Annotated in this window: 18 protein-coding genes and 1 tRNA gene; 8 read left to right on the top strand and 11 right to left on the bottom strand. The window is 68.6% G+C overall.

The window, feature by feature from the left end; genetic code table 11:
* Positions 1-14: 14 nt before the first annotated feature.
* Genes pstC through JOD27_RS25365 form a run of 4 tightly spaced genes read left to right on the top strand, consistent with a single transcriptional unit; the run spans position 15 to position 3,948 of the window.
* Positions 15-1,079 (top strand): phosphate ABC transporter permease subunit PstC, encoded by a 1,065-nt coding sequence (pstC, locus tag JOD27_RS25380; RefSeq protein ID WP_204764769.1) that lies wholly within the window; start codon positions 15-17, stop codon positions 1,077-1,079.
* Positions 1,076-1,990, top strand: coding sequence for a phosphate ABC transporter permease PstA (pstA, locus tag JOD27_RS25375; protein ID WP_204764768.1), 915 nt, complete (start codon positions 1,076-1,078; stop codon positions 1,988-1,990). The genes pstC and pstA overlap by 4 nt, the downstream gene beginning before the upstream one ends.
* A gap of 10 nt (positions 1,991-2,000) precedes the next feature.
* Positions 2,001-2,777, top strand: coding sequence for a phosphate ABC transporter ATP-binding protein PstB (gene pstB, locus JOD27_RS25370; RefSeq protein WP_204764767.1), 777 nt, complete (start codon positions 2,001-2,003; stop codon positions 2,775-2,777).
* A gap of 10 nt (positions 2,778-2,787) precedes the next feature.
* Complete coding sequence (locus tag JOD27_RS25365) at positions 2,788-3,948, top strand: hypothetical protein (protein ID WP_204764766.1); 1,161 nt, start codon at positions 2,788-2,790, stop codon at positions 3,946-3,948.
* 3 nt (positions 3,949-3,951) lie between these two features.
* Here JOD27_RS25365 and phoU read toward each other — a convergent pair whose 3' ends face one another.
* The 6 genes from phoU to JOD27_RS25335 form a co-directional block, all read right to left on the bottom strand.
* Positions 3,952-4,617, bottom strand: coding sequence for a phosphate signaling complex protein PhoU (phoU, locus tag JOD27_RS25360; protein WP_204764765.1), 666 nt, complete (start codon positions 4,615-4,617; stop codon positions 3,952-3,954).
* A 72-nt stretch (positions 4,618-4,689) separates the two neighbouring features.
* On the bottom strand, positions 4,690-7,326 hold the full coding sequence (locus JOD27_RS25355; RefSeq protein WP_204764764.1) for an LCP family protein: 2,637 nt from the start codon (positions 7,324-7,326) through the stop codon (positions 4,690-4,692).
* 552 nt (positions 7,327-7,878) lie between these two features.
* Positions 7,879-8,733, bottom strand: coding sequence for a GGDEF domain-containing protein (locus tag JOD27_RS25350; RefSeq protein WP_204764763.1), 855 nt, complete (start codon positions 8,731-8,733; stop codon positions 7,879-7,881).
* A 141-nt stretch (positions 8,734-8,874) separates the two neighbouring features.
* Entirely contained in the window at positions 8,875-9,327 is a 453-nt protein-coding gene (locus JOD27_RS25345; protein ID WP_204764762.1) for a hypothetical protein, read from the bottom strand.
* Complete coding sequence (gene dusB / locus JOD27_RS25340; protein WP_372441731.1) at positions 9,320-10,444, bottom strand: tRNA dihydrouridine synthase DusB; 1,125 nt, start codon at positions 10,442-10,444, stop codon at positions 9,320-9,322. The genes JOD27_RS25345 and dusB overlap by 8 nt, the downstream gene beginning before the upstream one ends.
* 77 nt (positions 10,445-10,521) lie before the next feature.
* Complete coding sequence (locus JOD27_RS25335) at positions 10,522-11,022, bottom strand: O-acetyl-ADP-ribose deacetylase (RefSeq protein WP_204764761.1); 501 nt, start codon at positions 11,020-11,022, stop codon at positions 10,522-10,524.
* Between the two features lie 120 nt (positions 11,023-11,142).
* On the opposite strand from JOD27_RS25335, the gene JOD27_RS25330 reads away from it, so the two are divergent.
* Positions 11,143-11,814: a DUF4241 domain-containing protein gene (locus JOD27_RS25330; protein WP_204764760.1), complete on the top strand. Its 672-nt coding sequence runs from the start codon at positions 11,143-11,145 to the stop codon at positions 11,812-11,814.
* On the opposite strand, the gene JOD27_RS25325 is transcribed toward JOD27_RS25330, so the two are convergent.
* A complete protein-coding gene (locus tag JOD27_RS25325) occupies positions 11,811-12,359 on the bottom strand; it encodes a superoxide dismutase family protein (protein WP_239568723.1) in 549 nt (182 codons plus the stop codon). The genes JOD27_RS25330 and JOD27_RS25325 overlap by 4 nt on opposite strands.
* An 89-nt stretch (positions 12,360-12,448) precedes the next feature.
* On the opposite strand from JOD27_RS25325, the gene JOD27_RS25320 reads away from it, so the two are divergent.
* Positions 12,449-12,922 carry a DUF6328 family protein gene (locus JOD27_RS25320; protein WP_204764758.1) on the top strand — a complete coding sequence of 158 codons (474 nt, stop codon included), beginning with the start codon at positions 12,449-12,451 and terminating at the stop codon, positions 12,920-12,922.
* Here JOD27_RS25320 and JOD27_RS25315 read toward each other — a convergent pair.
* Complete coding sequence (locus JOD27_RS25315) at positions 12,887-13,582, bottom strand: hypothetical protein (protein ID WP_204764757.1); 696 nt, start codon at positions 13,580-13,582, stop codon at positions 12,887-12,889. The two genes, JOD27_RS25320 and JOD27_RS25315, sit on opposite strands and share 36 nt — an antisense overlap.
* A gap of 391 nt (positions 13,583-13,973) precedes the next feature.
* On the opposite strand from JOD27_RS25315, the gene JOD27_RS25310 reads away from it, so the two are divergent.
* Complete coding sequence (locus JOD27_RS25310) at positions 13,974-15,413, top strand: MDR family MFS transporter (RefSeq protein WP_204764756.1); 1,440 nt, start codon at positions 13,974-13,976, stop codon at positions 15,411-15,413.
* A 299-nt stretch (positions 15,414-15,712) separates the two neighbouring features.
* Here the strand turns inward: JOD27_RS25310 and JOD27_RS25305 are convergent, their stop codons facing one another.
* Together JOD27_RS25305 and JOD27_RS25300 are read right to left on the bottom strand one after the other, a co-directional pair.
* On the bottom strand, positions 15,713-16,084 hold the full coding sequence (locus JOD27_RS25305; RefSeq protein ID WP_204764755.1) for a hypothetical protein: 372 nt from the start codon (positions 16,082-16,084) through the stop codon (positions 15,713-15,715).
* A gap of 141 nt (positions 16,085-16,225) precedes the next feature.
* Complete coding sequence (locus tag JOD27_RS25300) at positions 16,226-16,459, bottom strand: hypothetical protein (protein ID WP_204764754.1); 234 nt, start codon at positions 16,457-16,459, stop codon at positions 16,226-16,228.
* A 123-nt stretch (positions 16,460-16,582) separates the two neighbouring features.
* On the opposite strand from JOD27_RS25300, the gene JOD27_RS25295 reads away from it, so the two are divergent.
* Complete coding sequence (locus JOD27_RS25295) at positions 16,583-17,317, top strand: site-specific integrase (RefSeq protein ID WP_307830314.1); 735 nt, start codon at positions 16,583-16,585, stop codon at positions 17,315-17,317.
* Positions 17,318-17,395: 78 nt separating this feature from the next.
* On the opposite strand, the gene JOD27_RS25290 is transcribed toward JOD27_RS25295, so the two are convergent.
* Positions 17,396-17,471, bottom strand: a tRNA-Lys gene (locus tag JOD27_RS25290).
* Positions 17,472-17,675: the final 204 nt, after the last annotated feature.

The following is a 17,675-nucleotide window of genomic DNA, read 5'->3' as shown; positions in this document are numbered from 1 at the left end:
ACCACGCTGACGCGATGAACGATCCCGTCGTGGCCAAGCGCCCCGCCGGCTCCGGTGACCCCGGAGCCGCGCGGGGCGTTGCGGCTGCTCCCACCGCTTCGGAGGCTCCGATTCCCCCGACACCGGCAGCTCCAGAAACCACCAAGGCACCGCACGTCCGGCCCGGTGACCGCATCTTCCGCGGCCTGGCCACGGGGTCCGGTGTCTTCATCGTCGTCCTCATCGGCGCGATCGGCCTGTTCCTGATCCTGCAGGCCATCCCGTCACTCGGCCTGGACCAGATCAACTTCCTGACCAGTCGCGAGTGGAACACCACGGACCCGGCGAACCTGCGGTTCGGCATTCTCGACCTGCTGCTCGTCACGGTGATCGTCTCGATCCTCGCGCTGCTGATCGCGATGCCGATCGCGTTGGGCATCGCGCTCTTCCTCACCCAGTACGCGCCGCGCAACCTCGCCAGGCCGTTCGCGTACGTCGTTGACCTGCTCGCGGCGGTTCCGTCGATCGTCTTCGGTCTGTGGGGCCTGTTCGTGCTCGGCCCGGTGCTCTTCCCGTTCTCCGAGTGGCTGATCGACAACCTCGGCTGGTTCCCGCTGTTCGCCAAGGGCAACGTCAACGTCCAGCTCGGCGGCACCATCTTCACCGCGGGCATCGTCGTCGCGGTGATGATCCTGCCGATCATCACGGCCGTCAGCCGCGAGGTCTTCGACCGCACGCCGAGGATGCACATCGAGGGTGCCATCGCGCTCGGCGCGACCAAGTGGGAGGTCGTGCGCACGACCGTCCTGCCGTTCGGCAAGGCCGGTTACGTCTCCGCCTCGATGCTCGGCCTCGGCCGCGCGCTCGGCGAGACCATCGCCGTCATGATCATCCTGAGCACCACGACGGCCTCGTTCGGCTGGTCGCTCTTCGACGGCGGTGCCACCTTCGCGTCGAAGATCGCGCTGGCTGCACCGGAGTTCAACGACACGCGCTCGGCCGGTGCCTACATCGCGGCCGGTCTGGTGCTCTTCGTGCTGACCTTCGTCGTGAACGCCATCGCGCGCTCGATCGTCGCCGGCCACAAGGAGTACGAGTGAGCACGAACCTCGCGGACCCCACGCGCCTCGCGACGCCACCGACGTTCCAGGCGGTCAGCCTCTCCCGCCGGATCAGGAACGGCTTCGCCACCACGCTCGTGTGGGGTGCCTTCCTGATCGCGATCATCCCGCTGGTGTGGGTGCTCTACACCGTGGTCCAGCGCGGTTTCCCGGTCATCCTCGACGGTGACTGGTGGCAGAAGTCGTTGTCCGGTCTGCTGGCCCGTCAGCAGGGCGGCGGCGCGTACCACGCGATCTACGGCACCCTGGTGCAGGGCCTGGTGTGCGGCATCATCTCCGTGCCGATCGGCATCATGATCGCGATCTACCTCGTCGAGTACGGCGGCCGCTCGAAGCTCGCGAAGGCCACGACGTTCATGGTCGACATCCTCACCGGTGTCCCCTCGATCGTCGCGGCGCTGTTCGTCTACACGGTGTGGATCACCTACGCGGGCATGGGCCGCAGCGCGTTCGCCGTGTCGATCGCGTTGGTGCTGCTGATGGTCCCGGTCGTGGTGCGCACGACCGAGGAGATGCTCAAGATCGTCCCGGACGAGCTGCGCGAGGCCTCCTACGCGCTGGGCATCCCCAAGTGGAAGACGATCGTCAAGATCGTCATCCCGACGGCCCTCTCCGGCATCCTCACCGGCGTCATGCTCGCTCTCGCCCGCGTCATGGGTGAGACCGCGCCGGTGCTGGTGCTCGCGGCCTACGCGCCGTTCATCAACTACAACCTCTTCGACGGCCCGATGGCCTCGCTGCCGTTGATGATGGTGAACGAGCGCAACAACCCGACGCAGGCCGGTTTCGAGCGCCTGTGGGGCGCGGCGATCACGCTCGTGCTGATCATCACCCTGTTCAACCTGCTGGCCACCGTGATCTCGCGGGCGCTGGCGCCGAAGACGAAGTGAGCGGGCGGACATGGCCAAGCGACTCGACATCAAGGACCTGAACCTCTTCTACGGCAAGTTCCACGCCGTCGAGAACGTCTCGCTCGCGGTGCCGCCGCGCAACGTGACCGCCTTCATCGGTCCCTCCGGTTGCGGCAAGTCCACCGTGCTGCGGTCGCTGAACCGCATGCACGAGGTCGCGCCCGGCGCACGCGTCGAGGGCAAGGTGCTGCTCGACGGCGAGGACATCTACGCGTCCACTGTGGACCCCGTCGAGGTGCGCCGCACCATCGGCATGGTGTTCCAGCGGCCCAACCCGTTCCCCACGATGTCCATTCGCGACAACGTGGTGGCTGGCCTGAAGCTCGCGGGCGTGAAGAACAAGAGGGAGCTCGACGAGGTCGCCGAGCGCTCCCTGCGCGGCGCCAACCTCTGGAACGAGGTCAAGGACCGCCTCGACAGGCCGGGCGGCAGCCTCTCCGGTGGTCAGCAGCAGCGTCTGTGCATCGCCCGCGCCATCGCGGTGCAGCCGGACGTCCTGCTGATGGACGAGCCCTGCTCCGCCCTGGACCCGATCTCCACGCTGGCGATCGAGGACCTGATCACGGAGCTGAAGAAGGACTACACGATCGTCATCGTGACGCACAACATGCAGCAGGCGGCGCGTGTGTCCGACCAGACCGCGTTCTTCAACCTGCTGGGTGTCGGCCAGCCCGGTCAGCTGATCGAGGCCGACGACACCGAGAAGATCTTCTCCAACCCGGGCCAGAAGGCGACCGAGGACTACATCTCCGGCCGTTTCGGCTAGATTTTCGCGGGTGAGCCCGCAGAGCAAGTCTCGCAAGAAGAAGCAAGGCAAGGCACCAGGCCGCCGGCCCGAGAAGCAGTCCCCGTACGGGGCGCTGCTCGAGTCGGCGGCCGCGCTGCGTTCGGAGTCCTGGTTGCTCGCGGACGCCTGGGCGAGCGAGCTGTACGCCACGCTGTGGCTCGCCGGATCCGGCCACACGCCGATGATCGACGCGCTCGCCGCGATGGACGACCCTGCGGCGCTCACCGCGTTGCGCGCGTTGTCCGGCGTGGGCGACGAGGGGACCCGCGCTGCTGCCGTGGCGGCCGCGGAAACCGTTGCGGCACGGGGTGTTGCCGAGCCGTCCTGGTACGTCGCCGGCGCTTCCCTGGAGTTCCGTGAGGCGTTCCTCGTCACGAACCTGTTGGGAGACGTGGAAGTCGTCGCGATCACCCAGGAACGCGCCTCGACACGCGAGACGGTGCTGTTCATGCGCCAGCCGGTGCTCGGGGCCACGGCCATCGAGCTGTTCACCACTCCGGACGAGGGCACCACGGCGTTGCTGGAGGACATGATCGCCTCCACTCCGGACGCGTTCCGCGACCTGATCACGCCGTTGAGCGCCGCCGAGGCGTTCGACCGGGTGTGGCCGGACGTCGAGCAGTTCTGGGAGGACGGTCCCGACGAGGAGGCCGAGGAAGGGCTGATCGGCTCCGAGGACGTCCGGCACCCGGTCCAGCTGATCGCCCTCGCCGACGCCCGCGTGCGCGCGCTGGTTCCCGACGACCACGAAATTCCCGCCGTCAGTCCGGAAAGGACGGACGAGGTCGTCGAGGCGTTCCTGGCTTCAGATCACGGGATCGCCGACGTCGATGCGGCTCGTACGTTCGCACGGATCGTCGCTTCGGCTGCGGTGGACCAGAACCGCGACCCGGTCGTGTATGGACCGGCGTCGCTCACCGCCGTGCTGATCCTGAACGTGGCCGCGCGGCTGCACGTGTCGGACGAGGATCTGGCTCTGCTGCCGGACATCGTGCGCGCGTGGGCGTACTTCACCGTCGACGCACGGGATCTGCCGCGCGACGAAGCCCGCGAGGCCTGGGACGAAGAACTGCCCACCGTGCTCGCCGAGTTCTCCGAGGCCTACGCCGATCCGGAGCTCGCGGCAGAACGCGATGGGCAGTTCCGTTAAGTATTAAAGGTTCTCGTCGCCACCGTAGCCGGGCATCCGGCCGGTGACGACGAAGACCGTGCGCTTGGCGACCGACACGGCGTGGTCGCCGTAGCGCTCGTAGAAGCGGCCGAGCAGCGTCACGTCCACCGCGGCGGCAACGCCGTGCTGCCACTCCTTGTCCATGATCACCGAGAACAGGTGGCGGTGGATGTCGTCGATCGCGTCGTCCTCGTCCTCGAGGCCGCGCGCGCGGTCGACGTCCTTGTTGCGGATGATCTCCGCGGCCTCGCGGGCGAGCTTGACCGCGATCTGGCCCATCTCGGCGAAGTACGGCTGCACGTCCTCGGGCAGCGCGGACGCCGGGTGGCGGCGCCTGGCGGCCTTCGCGACGTGCAGGGCGAGGTCACCCATGCGCTCGACGCTCTCGGCGGCGTGGATGACCGCGAGCACGGTGCGCAGGTCGGTCGCGACCGGCGCCTGCAGCGCGAGCAGCGCGTACGACTGCTCCTCGATGCTGGAGCGGACGTCGTCGATCTTCTGGTCACCGCTGATGACCTGTTCCGCGAGGCCGAGGTCTGCCTGCAGCAGGGCGGCGGTCGCGTTCTGCATCGCCTCGGCGACCATCACGGTCATGTCGGCCAGACGGTCGGCGAGCTGTTCGAGCTGGTCATGGTAGGCCTCGCGCATGGCGCTCAGCCTACGTCCCGACCATCGCAGCAGCGACATTCCAGCATGAACCGCAGGTGAACCCCAGGCGAATCACTTCGCGCAGGGGTCCTCTGCCGCGTTCACGACGTCCAGCTTCCCGGTCGTCTGGTTCTGGTTCGCGTTCTGGCCCTGCGCCTGCGTGCCCGGCTGCGGTGTCTGGATCTGCTCGTCGAAGCCGGAGCCGATCGTGAGCACCACCGCGCCGCCCATCTCGGGTGCCTCCACCATGTCCGCACTGGGCACCGCGGCCTTGAGCGTCGCAGCCCAGTCCTCACGGCCCTTCGCGAACTTGATGGTGGTCTTCGCGCCCTTCTCCGTGGCTTCGCCCCGGTTCGAGATCTTGAAGCCCTTCTGCTGCAACGCGTTGGCGGCCAGGTTCGCGGCACGGTTGCCGGCCGGGTCACCGTTGAGCACCTGGATCGTGACCTGCTTGGGGTCGATCACCGAGCCGGGCTTGGCCGGGGTGTTGGGGTCGCCCGGCGTCTGCTCGGTCGGCTTCTCCTGCGGCAGCGGCGTTCCGTCGATGATCGTCTGGAACAGCTTCTTGACGTCCTCGTCGCGCAGGCGCTCGATGTTGTCGTCGTTGGACTTCGTCGGCCCCTCGTCCGTCCAGTGCGGGATCGTCACGAACGAGACGCGGCCGGCGTCGAGGCTCTGCAACGAGTTCGCGAGCTCCAGCAGGGACGCCACGTCGATGTTGTCGCCGACGGTGGACTTCGTGAGGGCGTTGATGAAGTTGTTGAGCTTGCTGGGGCTCAGCAGCACCTCGTTCGACAACGCCTGGCGCAGCATCGCCGACAGAAAACCCTGCTGTCGCTTGATGCGGTCGAAGTCTCCGCCGACGTCTCCCGCGACCGTGCGGGCGCGTACGTACTGCAGCGCCTGGTCGCCCTTGAGCGTGTACTTGCCGGGCTTGTCGAGGATCACCCCGAGCTTGTCGTCCTTGATCGCCTTAGGCGTGCAGATCTGCACGCCGCCGATCGCGGTCGACATCTCGCGGAAGCCGACGAAGTCGATGCTGACGAAGTGGTTGATCTTGAGGCCGGACAGCTGGGTCATCATGTTGGTCACGCACTCGGGCCCGCCGTCGTTGTAGATGGAGTTCGCCATGACCTCTTTCTCGGGAGCAAGAGGTCCGCCGTACTGGCCGTTGTCCGGGTTCCACTGGCGGCATGCGGGCCGGTCGACCCGAACGTCACGCGGCAGCGAGGTGACGACCATGCGCTTCCGGTCGGCGGGGATGTGCGCGAGCATGATCACGTCCGAGCGCGCGCCGCCCTCGGTGGCCTGGGTGCCGACGTTGTCGCCCGCCTTGGCGCCCGCCCTGGTGTCCGAGCCGACGAGCAGGAAGTTCTCGTCACCGAGCTGCTTCTCCGCCTGATGCACGGCCTGCGAGTTGCCGCCGAGCGCGTCGATCTTCTGGATCTTGGAGTCGGCCCACTGCGTCGCGGTCCAGGCGACGCCGGTCGACGCGAACACCACCGCCGCCGCGGCGATCGCCCCGATCCTGGCGGCGCGCATCAGCCTGCGCTGCTGCGGCGTGCGACCGACGACCTTCTGCTCGTCGTCCTCTTCGCTCTCGCCGAGCGTGACCGGATCCGCGAACTGGGTCGCTTCGTCCAGTTCGTCGTCGTCCTTGACCCACGGCATGAGCTTGGCGCGCCGCTCCTTGCGCTGGCGCTCCTGCTCGAGCAGTTCGTCGTGCACCGCGGAGAACCGCGCGAGGGTGTGGTCGACCTCGCGACGCTTCTTCACGTCCTCGCCGATGGCCTCCATCTCGGTCGTGAGGCACGTCGGGTCCATCTCTTCGCGCTTCTCCACCTTGGCCACGCCGACCGCCGCGGCGATCTGGGTGGCCTCGGGGCTGGGCGCGTCGGCCGGGGGCTCCTCGGGCTTTGCCGGTGCGCCTGTTGCCGCGGGACCGGCGGGTGCGGGAGCACCGGGTGCCGCGGGACCGGCAGGTGCGCCAGGTGCGCCGGGTCCGCCGCCGAGTCGGCTGGAGATCGCCGGTCCGCCGGGCATCGGACGGGGACCGCTCGACTCCGCCCTCGGGGGCATCGGCCGGGGGCCGCTCGACTCCGCGCGGGACGGCATCGGGTGCCGGCCGGTCATGTCCGCGTTCGGGGTCATAGGCCTGCGTTCCGGTGCCTCGCCGGGGGCGGGAGGCCGCAGCATGCCGTTGGCCGTCGCATCCCGCGGAATCCCGTTGGACGACGGCGCGTCACCGGGAGCGAGCCTGCGCGGCGGTGCGCCGTTGGCGTCGGGCCGGCGGATCGTGCCGCTGGGCATGCCGTTCGCCTCGGGCACCCCGTTCGGCGCCGGACGCCGCGGGATGCCGTTCGACGAGGGCGCGTCACCAGGTGGCATCCGGCGCGGGTCGACGGGAGGACGCGGCATGCCGTTGGCGGTCGCGTCGCCGGGTGGCTGCGGCCGCTGGATGCCGTTGGAGGACGGTGCGTCGCCGGGCGCGAGCCTGCGCGGACCGGTGTCACCGGGGCGGCGCTCACCGGGAACCGGGCGGCGCTGCATCCCGGTCGCGTCCGGACGCGGTCGCGTTCCGGTCTGCTCACCGGGAGGCGGGAAGCCGGGCCTCGGCCGCGTTCCCGTCTGCTCGGCCGGGACGTCCGGACGATGCCGCCTGCCGGTCTGCTCACCGGTGAAGTTCTGCGGGGGAGCCTGGTCGGCCATCGGCGGTCGCGGGCGCGTACCGGTCTGCTCACCTGGCCGATGAGCGACCGGCGGCTGCTGCCGCGGTTGCTGAGGCTGCTGCACGGGCGGGTCGGGCAGCGCACGTCTGCCCGTCGCGGGTGGGTCCGGCAGGGCACGCCTGCCTGTCGTGGATGCGTCGGGCGAGCCTGGCGGGACGGGTCGGGGGAGATTCGTCCTGCTGTGCTGCTCGATGAGGTCCGAGACGCTCAGGCCCCCAGAGCCTTCCATCGAGCGACGTCTACGGCCGGTCGGCTGGTCGTGGTGCTGGGGATCCTGATCACCGCGGGAAGAGGGGCCGCCACGTCGGGGGTCGTCGGGCACCCAATCTCCCTTCTGGGTCAGAAGCTAATAGCGGTTCGTCATTACAAGATGACGACGACCGGGATACAACGGTTGCATCACCGGGCGTGTCAGTTGCGCCCGCGATACTACGGATGTAGCCGACTTCTGACGACCACTCCGGGTGATACGGCTGCTATCTATACGCGATTACGCGCAGTCCGTCTGCCCTGAACGGGTGAGCCAGCTCACTCAGTAGTAACCGAGAACACGCGTCTCGGTGATGGCACGCCTACCTGCCGCCGCGCCTGCGAGGCGGACCCGTCCATCCGCACGGTACGCCACCGCGTTGCGACCCGACTGCTTGGCCGTGTAGAGCAGGCTGTCGGCGCGCAGGAGCTGTTGCTCGGCGCTGACCGCCGGGCGTCGGGGAGCCTCGTCCGCGGGCGGTTCGTACGCCAGGCCGGCGCTGACCGTCACGCGCAGCCCGTCCGCGATCTCCTGCCACGGGTGACGCTCGACACGTTCCCTGGCCGCCTCGGCGATCTCCACGGCCGTCGTGGCGTCCACCCGTGGCAGCACGAGCACGAACTCCTCGCCGCCGTAGCGGGCGCAGAAGGCGTCCTCGGGGAGACCGTCCTGCAGCAGCTCGACCACCCGCTGCAGCACCCGGTCGCCGAGCAGGTGCCCGAACGAGTCGTTGACCTGCTTGAACCAGTCGAGGTCGATGAGTGCGATGGCGAGCCCGTGCCGGCACGCGCCGTGCTCGGCCACCAGATCCATCAGTCGCTGGTCGAGGTAGCGGCGGTTGTAGGAGTCGGTGAGGCTGTCGCGCAGGCTCTGCTCGCGTGCCTCCGCGTGCTCCCGGCGCAGCCGGTCGACCTCGCGGCGCAGCTGTTCGGGAACGCGCGGCTGCCCGTCCTGGTCGGCGTGGACGAGGTCCAGAGCGGAACGCAGGTGCTGGTACGCCTGGCGCCACTGGCCACGGGAGGCGAGCAACGTCGCGATGGACTCGTGCAGCCCGACCAGTCCGGGCCCCTGCCGATCGGCGTCGGGGGCCTCGCCGTCCTGCTGGGTCTCTGCGATCTCGGGTCGCAGCGCGGTCATCGCGGTCACCTCCTTACTTGGCAGGTGTCGTCTCCCGAGGGGCGGCGCTTGAGCGAGAAGGACGCGTCGGAGTGGGATTTCCCCCGTCCGGTTGACCGTTGACTGCTCCGATCAAGTGAGCGAAAGTGATCAACAACCCGCTCAGCCACCGATGCAGGGCGCGAACCCGTACACCTCGTCGTCCAGCAGCACTACGTGCAGGGATCCGATCTGGCTGCCGATCACGGCGTCCTCCTGGCGCAGCGTGACGGTCACCGCCACGACGTACACGTCCCCTCGCGGATGGGCCTTCTCGCCAGGGGGTGCCCAGTCGGCGTCGCTGCGAAGCGTCGACCAGGTCGGCTCGACCTTGATCGTGGCGCCGCGAAGATCGCACGTTTTCTGCCGGAAGTCCGGATGTTGGGTGTCCTTCAACAACTTCTGCTGCTGCGACGCACCCTCGTCGCCCGCCTTGTTGAGGCGCTCGTAGAACTCCCGGAACTTGGCGCGGTTGCCGTCGGTCAGCTGGACAGGCCGTGGCGTGCCCGCGATCGGGCCGGCGCAGCCCGCGAGCAGCGCGAGCGAGGCGAGGAGAACCGCGACGCGTTCAGCCACCGGAGTGCATCACGTCCGCGCCGGCCGGAACCGTCGCGTCCTCGGGGTCGTCGAGCCACCCCTCCGGCAGCACGACCTTGGCCGCGGACCCCTGCCTGCCACGCGGTCCCTCGGCGTGCTCAGGGAACGGCACGGTGGGGTCGAGCTGCCCGATCAGGTCGTCGAGCTGCCGCAGGCTCGACACCATCGCGAACGCCCGCCGCGTGTCGCCGCCGACCGGGAAGCCGTGCCAGTACCAGGCCATGTGCTTGCGCAGGTCGCGCAGGCCCTTGTCCTCGCCGTAGTGGGCGGCGAGCAGCTGGGCGTGCGTGCGCAGGACCTCGGCGACCTCGCCGAGGCTCGGGCCCGCGGGGATCGGCTCGCCCCGGAAGGCCGCCTGCAGGTCGCGGAACAACCACGGCCTGCCAAGACATCCACGCCCGACGACCACACCGTCGCAGCCCGTCTGCGCCACCATGTCGAGCGCGTCCTGCGCACTGAAGATGTCGCCGTTGCCCAGCACCGGAATGCTCGTCACGGCTTCCTTGAGCCGCGCGATGGCGGTCCAGTCGGCCTTGCCGGAGTACCGCTGCGACGCCGTGCGCGCGTGCAGCGCCACGGCCTGTGCACCCTCGTCCGCCGCGATGCGTCCCGCGTCGAGGTACGTCAGGTGGTCGTCGTCGATGCCGATGCGGAACTTCACGGTGACCGGCATGTCCCCCGCGTTGCGCACGGCGGCCCGCACGATCTGCCGGAACAGCTCCCGCTTGTACGGCAACGCCGCCCCGCCGCCCTTGCGCGTCACCTTGGGCACCGGGCAGCCGAAGTTCATGTCCATGTGGTCGGCGAGGTTCTCGTCCACGATCATCTTCGTGGCCTCGCCGACGTTGCGCGGGTCGACGCCGTAGAGCTGCATCGACCGCGGGTGCTCGTCCTCGTCGAACGTGATCATGTGCATGGTCATGGCGTCGCGCTCGACCAGCGCCCGCGCCGTGATCATCTCGCACACGTACAGCCCGGCCCCGTACCGACGGCACAGCTGCCGGAACGCCACGTTGGTGATGCCGGCCATGGGCGCGAGCACAACGGGCGGATCGACGGCGAACGGGCCGATTTTGAGGGTGGAGGGAACGGGCACGCCCTCCAGGTTACGGCACTGACCTGCCGCGATCTTCACCGAACGTGACCGCCGCGGCGTGCCGGCTGCGACGTTCGTCACGCCGGTTCGGCCAGCTCCGCGGTGAGTGCGTGACGGGTCTCCTCGTCGAACGCCACCAGCCGGATCCGGTCGACGACCGGCAGCGACCGCACCGCCCTGACCGCCACCCGAGCCGCGCGCTGGGCGGGAAAACCGTAGATCCCCGTCGCGATGGCGGGGAAGGCGATGCTCCCGACGTCGAGGTCCGCGGCCAGCCGCAGCGAGTTGAGGTAGCAGTTCGTGAGGACCTCGTCCTCGCCGTGCTCGCCGCCCTCCCAGACCGGCCCCACCGTGTGGATCACGTACTTCACCGGCGAGAGGCCGAACGCGGGCGTGGCCACCGCCTGCCCCGGTTCGCACGGCGCCAGCTTCGCCCCGGCCTCCGCGAGCCTCGGCCCGGCAGCCCGGTGAATCGCCCCGTCGACGCCACCGCCGCCCAGCAGCGACTCGTTCGCCGCCGTGACGATCGCGTCGACCTGCTCCGTCGTGATGTCGCCCAGCACCACTTCGATCCCCATGCGTCGAGCCTGGCACCTGCGCGTCCGTGATTCGGCCGACTTCACGCAGCGCGAACACACCCGGTGCCCCGATCGGGTGTCAGGGGCTTCTGCCAACATGCCCCTGGAGGTGTCCGAGGCGTGGGGGCGGTTCAACTGATCAGGTCCGGGTTCGAGCGGTTCTTCGTCGACGGGCCCGTCGGCAAGCCGACCGGCGGTGGCGAACAGCAGGTCGTGGCTGTGCAGCAGGTGGGCGAACTGGCACTGCCGACGGGCAGACTCGTGGCGGCGGACCCGTTCGTCGTGTGGCCGGAGGACGCCGAGGCGTTCGCCACGACCGTCGAGCCTGGTATGTACCCGGTGTCGGTCTCCCTGGTCTCGTGGGTCGACAGCGACGGCTTCCCCGACCTCCGCCAGGGCTACCGCGTCGCCGCCGCGAAGGTGACGGTGCGGGACGAGCCCGCGTACTCGTGGACGCCCGCCGTGCTGCCGGGCGAGCCCGTGCCGATGCGGGAGGAGTTCGGCTACGACGTGAAGTCGAGCACCGGCGCGTTCTTCGACCTGTCCGCGGCTTCCGCCGTCGACCGCCTGGCCAGCGACGACGAGGCGGGCAACTGCGACCTCATCGACGCGCTCGGCAAGGTGGGCGGTGGCCGCGGCCCAGCCAACGTCACCGACCCGCGGTCCGGCCTGAACGTCGTGGCGTTCTCGACCGGCTGGGGCGACGGTGTCTACCCGACCTGGGTCGGCCGCAACACCGCGGGCGACCCGGTCGCGTTCGTCAGTGAGTTCTTCGTCATCAACCGCTTCTAGAACGCCACGTTCACGCAGGCGAGGCGCGGACCGGCCGTTCCAGAATCGTTCGGTCCGGTGTGCGTGTGCTCGTTGTGCAGCACCACGGACTGCGCGTGCCGGTCCGTGAACTGCCAGTCCACAGTGGACTTGGCGTAGGCGAGGCCGTGCGCGTCCGCGTGTACGTCGAGCCAGATCTCGTTGCTGGGGTTGGCATACACCGGATCGACCGACGGCTGCTTCGGGTCCACCACGTTCTGGTAGTGCGGCCCGGCGTCGGCAGGCGCCGCCCCGCACTTCTTCACGTGCACGTGCGCCCCGTACGGCCGGTCGGGCAGCAAACCCTTGAGCAGCAACACAACGGTCGTGCCGCCGTTGGGCGTCGGTATTCCCAGGACGTGCACCTTGGCGCCGATGGGCACCTTGGCGGTGTCGTACGTGACAGCCTCGGCCGTCGCGCTGTAACTCTCGAACTTCGCGGAGGTGTGGGCCACCCTGGCGGGTTCTGCGTGCGCGGTTCCGGTGAACACGAGCCCGGTGGCGACCGCGACTGCAAGTGTCTTCATGACTGTCCTGCATAGCCCCACCAGTCGCATTCCGCCATTTTGAGACGGGATCGGCGTTTCAACTGGCCCCTTTCGGGTACGCGACTGGCGTGAGTGAAGCCGAGGAATCCGACCAACGCAGACTCGCCCGCAACGTCAACGAGCTGCTGCAAGAACTCCGCGTGGCGCAAGCCGGCGTGCAGATCCTGTTCGGATTCCTGCTCTCCATCGCCTTCACCGACAAGTACGCCTCCACCGGCACCTTTGTCCGCACGACCCACATGGTCACGGTGTTGTGCGCGGCGCTGGCCGTCGCTTTCCTCACCGCCCCGGCCGCGTGGCACCGCGTGTTGTTCCGCCAGGGCCGCCGCGAGGACGTCGTGGAGTCGGGCAACACGTTCGCCCTCGTCGGCCTCGGCTTCCTGGCCCTGGCGATGACCGGCACCGTCCTCCTGCTGGCGGAGGTCATCCTGCCGACCTGGGTCGCGATCGTCGTGGGCGTCTCGGCGTTGATCGTGTTCGCCGGCCTCTGGTTCGCCTGGCCGTTCTCAACCAAGGGTGCTGAGAACCGCGAGCGCCCCTAGCCCCGCGGTGACCGGCGCCGCCAGCACCAGCGCCCTCCTGCTCGGCCGCGGCTGCTCCCGGAGCGTCCTGATCCCCAACGGCACCAGCGCGACGCACAACCCGGTCGTGCCGACGATCGACACCAGCTCGGTGCCCTTCAGCACCCCCAGCGGCAACAACCCCATGCACGCCAACGCCACCGCAGGCACCGCCTTCAGCACCCCGCCGAGGTACGCCCCGATCGCCAGCACGTACCACCCGAACATGATCGTGAATGACAGGTAGCTGAACAGGTGCAGGTCGGAGTACCCGTCCGCCACCAGCCGCGTGGCCTCCTCCACCCCGCGGTGCCGGGCCGCGTTGAACGCCGCCTGGTCCACCCCGGCGTGGAACGTCCTGGCGAACAGCCCCACCGTGACCAGCACCCCGCCCCAAGCCGCCCACATCGGCCTCTTGGGAGCGATTCGCCGCGCAATCTCGGCCACCGCGGGCCACATCACCACATGCCCCGCCAGAAACGCCGTGTACGCCGCCGTCATCAACGCCGGATGTTCCGCGGCCGCTTTCAGCTGGTCCGTGAAGAAGAAGTTGTACGGCGACCTCAACAACGTGCCGGTCAGCAACAGCACCGGCCCGGCAACCAGCGCTCCGCCCGCGATCCACCCGTTGGGAAACCTCATGCCGTTCACGCTGCCAGCGCGAACGCACGCTCGGATCGGCCTGCGGTCCGAGCGTTTTCCTCAGACCACGGTCTGAGCCCCGCGCCGCCGACGGCGACCTCCTGGCCGTCCACCGGGACGTCGTCAGACTCTCACCGTCCCAGTAACCCAGCTCACAGATTTCCCCGGACCTCGTGTCGATTGGCGCTCCTGCCGTTCGACGAGTGGGTAGACGGACTGGGACCCGATCCGCCGAGGGCGAAAATCGGGTGGACCAGGCGCGGCGATACGGAACACTCGGCCACACCGATGAGTTCCGCCCCGCCCGCCGGTCTCCACCGGTGTGACGAAGAACGTCGACACCGGCGGCCTTGGCCGCGACTGTGCCAGAAGCCCCGAGTGAGGTCCTGACATGCCTGCTGCGATCCAAGACCGCCAGACCGCGGAGAAGAGCAGAACACCGCTGGTGGTGCGCCTGCTGGTGCTAGCCACGTTCGTGGTGATCCTCAACGAGACGCTCATGATCAACGCGATCCCGCGGTTGATGGAGTCGTTGCACGTCACCGAGCAGGCAGCGCAGTGGGTCTCCACCGCCTTCATGCTCACCATGGCCGCCGTGATCCCGATCACCGGCTGGTTCCTGCAGCGCGTGACCACCCGCCAGGGCTACGCGATCGCGATGGGCGTCTTCCTCACCGGAACCGCCCTCTCCGCCGCCGCACCGTCCTTCGCCGTACTGCTGCTCGGGCGCATCGTGCAGGCCGCGGGCACGGCCGTGATGATGCCGCTGCTGATGACCACCCTCATGACCGTCGTGCCAGAACAGGACCGCGGCCGAGTGATGGGCAACGTGACCCTCTCGATCTCCGTGGCCCCCGCCCTCGGCCCAGCCGTCTCCGGCCTGATCCTGCAACTGGGCTCCTGGCGCCTGCTGTTCGTGGCCGTCCTGCCGATCGCGGGCGTCGTGACCTACTTCGGACTCCGCCAGATGACCAACATCGGCGAACCCCAGGTGAGCTCCATCGACTGGCTGAGCGCCGCCCTGGCCACCCTGGGCTTCGGCGGCCTGGTCTACGGCCTGAGCCTGTTCGGCGAGGGCAACGCCCAACTGGGCCCGACCATCGGCATCGTCGTGGCCGGCGCCGCCACCATCGCGATCTTCGTGCTCCGCCAGCTCAAACTGCAGCGCACCGGCGCCCCCCTGATGGACCTGCGCACCCTGGGCGTCCGCACCTACGCCCTGTCCCTGACCCTCATGTGCGTCGCCTTCCTGGCGATGATGGGCTCGATGATCCTGCTCCCCCTCTACCTGCAGAACCTGCGCGGCCTGACCCCACTGCAAACGGGCCTGCTCGTCATGCCGGGCGGCCTGGCCATGGGCCTCCTGGGCCCAACCGTGGGCAAGCTCTACGACCGCATCGGCGGCCGCCCGCTGGTCCTGCCGGGCTCGATCGGCATCGTCCTCGCCCTCGCGGGCTTCACCCAGGTCTCGACGACCATGCCGTACTGGCAGATCCTGGGCCTGCACGCCCTGCTGATGGTGAGCCTGGCCGCAATCTTCACCCCGATCTTCACCCTCGGTATGGGCTCCCTCCCACCCCACATGTACCCGCACGGCAGCTCGATCCTCGGCACGCTCCAACAGGTGGCCGCAGCCCTCGGCACCGCCCTGGTGGTCACCGTGATGTCCGCCCGCACGGGCCAACTGGTCGCCGACGGCGCCGCCACCGCCGCAGCCCAGCTGAGCGGCATGAAGCTGGCCTTCGTGGTCGCCACCGCCCTGGCTGCCGCCACGATCGTGGTCGCGGCCCTGCTGCCGAGCCGGACCGCCGAGGCACCCGCCGAGCACTGAACCATTGCCCGCTGAACGCGAAAACCCCCAGGCCTTTGACCTGGGGGTTTTCTGTCGAATGGGCCGCCAGGGACTCGAACCCTGAACTCGAAGAGTAAGAGCACTCGCTTGGTGTCATCGTCGATCTTCCTCGACAGTGCTCACTACCAGCGCGGACGCGCTCTTGGTCTGAGCACTGTGGACAGTCGCTTCTCGACGTTCCTCGACGTTTACGAGACTAAAGCGAATCATGGTCTTGGTCCTTCTGGACCGTCCGCACCCTGCAATCATCCCGACGAGGGTCACGGATCGCGTTCTGCTCAAGACTGAGATTGCGTACGGCTGACGACTGCAGCGGCCATGAGCGCTACAAGGTTGTCGGTCCAGCAGTCCGACTCCTTGGTGGCGACCTCGGCACCGCAGCCCGCACAGACGAGGTTGGGGCCGTCCTGGCCGTCAAGTCCGCAGCAACCGTTGCGGCGCCTGCGATCGGGATGCAGAGCAGTGCCTGGCACGTCGTCAGGATGCAGGATGAAGAGCGTGGCGTTGTAGTTGATCGCATAGGTGCCCTGCGCCACCCGTGGGTCTGCGATGCGATGGCTGGCCAGGTGATCGCCAGCCGGGAATGCCTCTGACTCCAGGAGATCGCCGGTGAGAGGGTGATCGCAGCTCGCGCAGACATAGAGGGTCACCGGGCCATTGTGCGGAATCGTGACCACACTTTGAGTGAGATCGCTCTGCCACGATCCCGACACTGAGCCTCGAACGCGGCGGTTGGTGCTGGGACAAAGTACGTACTCCAGCCTTGACGTGGTGCCGCTGGCCGTGACTGATCATGGGGTGTCGGGGTGGTGCTCCTCTGCCGGCAGGGCCTGGTCGACCCAGGCGAGCAACGCGGGCAACGCCTTGTCGGAGCTGAAGCAATCTCGGTCGGTGCCGAGCACTTGCGCTTCAAGATGAGGCCACCCGATCCGCAAGGCGTTGTAGTGCGCCTGACCTTCGCGCTGGGAGGGGTCTCGCCGCATGACCTCGTCCACCAGATCGAGATACCTGCTGATCGCGTCCACTGCGCCTCCCTCAGGTGAGGCTAGCTCGGTGACCATCGGCATCGCATCGGCCTGGCGATCGATGCGTTCCTCGGCGCGTTGTGGCGGTCGGTTGGGGTCGACAGTGCCAAGACGGCGCGCTCGGTGATCTCGGGTGCCCTGCGGATCGCGGTGCGGGATCGGGCGCTCGACACGAACCCCGTGAGGGACACGGATCCACTGGAGAGCGGTCGGAAGAAGAGCCCGAGGGCGCTCACTCGGGAGGAGCGTCTGTTGTGGCTGGAGATGCTGGAGTCCGACCCGGCGGCGGTTCGCAAGGACCTGCCTGACCTGTCGCGCTTCATGATGGCCACGGGTGTGCGGATCGGTGAGGCGCTGGCCGTCTACTGGGAGGACGTCGACTTCGAGGCCGGAACGGTCGACGTGAACTACACGGTCATCCGGGCCGGTGGGCTCGGGCTGATCAGGAAGTCGACCAAGACGGAGGCTGGGGAGCGGACGCTCCCGTTGCCCAGGTGGGCGCTCGACATGTTGCGGCGGCGACGTGAGGTCACGCTGTTCCCGAACGGGCCGGTCTTCCCGAACAGCCTTGGTGGCCTGCGTGATCCGTCGAACACCCGCAGGGACATCCGGAAGGCTCGGGGAGGGGACGAGTTCGCCTGGGTGACCTCGCACGTCTTCCGGAAGACGGCGGCCACGATTCTCGATGAGGCAGGGCTCTCCGCGCGGGTCGTCGCGGACCAGCTCGGGCACGCTCGGCCGTCGATGACCCAGGACACCCACCTGGCTCGGAAGGCGGTCGATCGGAAGGCGGCTGACGCGCTGGAACGGGCACTCGACCGGCCTGAGCAGGACGAACCGCCCGACCCCGCAGATTGAGAGTCAGGGAGTAAAGCGCATCAAAGGCGTATCAGCGATCATCCAATACGAAACCCCCAGGCCTGTGACCTGGGGGTTTGGTGGGCCGCCAGGGACTCGAACCCTGAACCCGAAGATTAAAAGTCTCCTGCTCTGCCAATTGAGCTAGCAGCCCTCGCCGGGACAGCCTACCGAGTGTGATTACCGGATGTCGCTCGGGTTGCCCACGTCACGGTTGACGCACCCCCTCACCCGAACGAGCCGCAGCTACCAGAGCGGGAGGATCAGGCAAGACCGCGAGCGAATCTTCGTACTGCGAACCAGAGATGCCGCTCGACCACGGCGTCACGCTGGGCCGATCCGGCGTCCTGTCAGCCCG

Source organism: Lentzea nigeriaca (genome assembly GCF_016907955.1).
GTDB lineage: Bacteria > Actinomycetota > Actinomycetes > Mycobacteriales > Pseudonocardiaceae > Lentzea > Lentzea nigeriaca.
This window is presented reverse-complemented; position numbering and strand designations above follow the sequence as displayed.